Source organism: Flavobacterium sp., assembly GCF_003525665.1.
Taxonomy (GTDB): domain Bacteria; phylum Bacteroidota; class Bacteroidia; order Flavobacteriales; family Flavobacteriaceae; genus Flavobacterium.
This window is the reverse complement of sequence record NZ_DQDX01000188.1, coordinates 6,741-9,851: the sequence shown is the minus strand read 5'-3', so window position 1 is coordinate 9,851 and position 3,111 is coordinate 6,741. Positions and strand designations below refer to the sequence as shown.

Annotated in this window: 2 protein-coding genes; one reads left to right on the top strand and one right to left on the bottom strand. The window is 31.3% G+C overall.

Annotated elements, in window-relative coordinates; genetic code table 11:
- The first annotated feature begins 152 nt into the window (after window positions 1-152).
- On the top strand, window positions 153-1,052 hold the full coding sequence (locus tag DIU01_RS13245) for an EamA family transporter (protein ID WP_290835202.1): 900 nt from the start codon (window positions 153-155) through the stop codon (window positions 1,050-1,052).
- Here the strand turns inward: DIU01_RS13245 and DIU01_RS13240 are convergent.
- On the bottom strand, window positions 1,049-3,111 hold a 2,063-nt coding region (locus tag DIU01_RS13240), incomplete at its 5' end, for a BamA/TamA family outer membrane protein (protein ID WP_290835200.1). The genes DIU01_RS13245 and DIU01_RS13240 overlap by 4 nt on opposite strands.

Genomic DNA, 3,111 nt, shown 5'->3' with positions numbered 1-3,111 from the left:
ACTTTAAAATTGCATTTTTTGATAAATGTTTAAAATAAGAACTTGATTTTCAGAATTTTTAGCTAAATCTGAATCAAATCTTTTCCTAATTAAATGTTATAATGGATTAACTTTAGAATAGTATTGATGTACTTTTGCACCAAATTTTTATCGTGCAAATCAATAAATATTACGCTTCGGCGCTGACTTCTTTTGTTATTTGGGGTTTCTTTAGCTTGGCTTTGAAACCGTTACATAATTATCCTTCGTTGGATATTCTTTTTTATAGAATCTTTTTTGCGACTTTTATTTTGCTTTTAATCAACCTTTTTTTTAGAAAATCGATTGTTTTTAAAGATGTGGAAACTTTTCAAAATTTAGAATCAAAACTCAAATATAGATTTCTGTTTCTTACGGTTTTAGGTGGCTTTTTATTGATTTTCAATTGGTTTCTCTTCATTTATGCAGTGAATCATGTGAGTTTAAAATCGGCTTCTTTTGCTTATTTAATTTGTCCAATTGTTACCACAATTTTGGCTTATTTTATTCTGAAAGAAAAACTGAGTAAATGGCAATGGTTTTCTGTTGCTTTGTGTGTTGTAAGTTGCGGCATTTTATCCTATGGAAATTTGGCTGAATTGGCTTATAGTTTGGTTATAGCATTTTCATTTGCATTGTATTTAATAAGTCAACGCAAGAACATCGTCTTTGATAAATTCCTGATTTTGACTTTACAAATGGTAATTGCATCGATAGTAATTTTACCGTTTTTTCCACATTATGCTGGAGTAATTCCAACAGAATCATTGTTTTATATTTTGTTGATGGTTATCGTGGTTTTGTTTACGATAATTCCGTTGTACCTTAATTTATATGCTTTAAAAGGAATGAATTCTTCGGCAGTTGGAATTTTGATGTACACCAATCCGTTACTGAATTTTATGTTGGCAATTTTCTATTTTCATGAAGAGATTACTTTCAATCAGATTATTTCTTATTCGTTGATTTTACTATCAATTGTGATATTTAACGAACGATTTTTATTTAGAAAATCAGAAATAAAATCGGTTTAAAATGGATATCCAATTGCCAAGTTAAAGACCAAATTTTCTTTTCTCCACGAACCATTTCCAAGGTTTACTTGGTCTAAAACCCATCGTTGTCCGTCGGGTAAATAAGGTTTTCTTATTGGAAAAGCCAAATCGGTTCGAAGGACTAAAAAGTCGAAATCAAATCGCAATCCAGCACCAACTCCAACGGCTAATTCGTTCAGAAAATCACTTGAAAATTTTGATCCAGGTTTGTCAGTATTGTTGTTCATCAGCCAAATATTTCCTGCATCGACAAACAAAGCTCCGTCAACGAAACTATAAATATTTCCGCGATATTCGGTATTTAATTCTAGTTTTACATCACCAGATTGGTCGGCTAGAAAAGTAGATATATCTGTTTGTCTAAAAGTTCCTGGTCCGAGTGAACGTGCTTGAAATGCGCGAATACTGTTCGTTCCACCAATAAAAAATTGTTTGATAAAAGGCATTGATTCCGAATTTCCATAGGCATAACCAGCTCCAACAATGAATCTACTGGCTATTTGTGATTTTTTACCCAATTTATAGTAATGTCTAAAATCACTTTCTACTTTTAAAAATTGGCTAAATGGTACTCCGAAAACTTTGGTAGTATCACCATTTTTAATATTTGAACCTGATAATAATCCAACTAAATTTCCTGATAGATCAACGGAAGCTCTGTAATAAAATGTATTTTTCTTTCTTTTTTGAGCTGTATTGGTATAAGTGTAACTGTATGTCGGACCGAAAATTAATTGTTTTTCGATTACTTTTTCTAATGATGGATTGTCAACAATTTGCGATTGGTATAATGCTGTTACGTTCTGCGGACTTGCATACGTGATTTCGGTTACGTTTAATTGATGTTCTTTTCGAGCATTTTCTTTCCACAAATATCCAAACGAACCTTTAAATGTTTGAAGTGAATACAATTGCGTACGATTTTGAAATTCGTATCCCAAAGTAGCTTTCGTTTTTGGAACAAATCCGCTAGATGATTTTAATTTGAATGGAGAAATTAATCGTGGCCAAATTAAATTTGCTTCAGTACCAAATCGATACACGTTAAATCCATTATTTTGTCCAGAAACCTGAACTTCAATTCCTCCAAAAGCTGAAATAGTTAGTAATTCTGCACCACGAAACGTATTTCTATTGCTCCAATTGATGTTCAATTCAGTTCCAGTATAATTGGCAGAATTGGTTTTTGCAAGAACTTCAACTCTAATCGATTTTCTTGGTAATGGAGTTAAATAATAATACGTATCCAAATAATTTCCAGTTGTATCGGCTACTTTAAATTGATTTTTTACAAATTTAAATGTACCTAAATTTACCAATCGATTTAAAGATAAATTGTGATCGGTTCGATTGTACAAATCGCCTTTTTTGAAATATAACGATCGGTCAAATATTCTTGGCTTGAATAAATTTTCTTTATCAATTATTGTGAAATCTTTGTATTTTACTACAGATGAATCGGTTGCAATACTCAAGCTATCAGCATTTACAGAATAATTTGGATATACAATAATATTGTTGATTCGGTATTGTTTTGTAGCAATTTGTGGTGTTTCATCTTTGATTTTCAGAATTAAATCTACCTGATAATCGGCAACTGTACTATCAACCTGAACCTTTAAATAATCGGCGTTGAAGTAGAAAAATCCTTTCTCTTTTAATCGAGTATCAATTCGTTCACGTTCTGCTTTGATAATATCTAAACTATAAGGTTGTCCTATTTTCAACAAACTTCTACGTTGCGTTTTATTTACAGCTTTAGCTAATTCAGTTGAATCTGTTGGAAATTGAACAGACTTAATTTTATATTGTTTACCTGGTTTTACAACATATTTTACCTTTGCTTTTTTACCAGATTTGGTAGAATCGGCTTCGGTTTTTGTATTGAAATAACCGTTATTTTCAGAAAAATTTTGCAATACACTTTTGTTGTATTCCATATCTACTTGACTAAATAAAACTGGTGGTTCGCCAACGGTAAATTTCAGCCAATGCCAAAATCCCTTTTCTTTGGTAACTTCTCCGGCAAGATTATGAA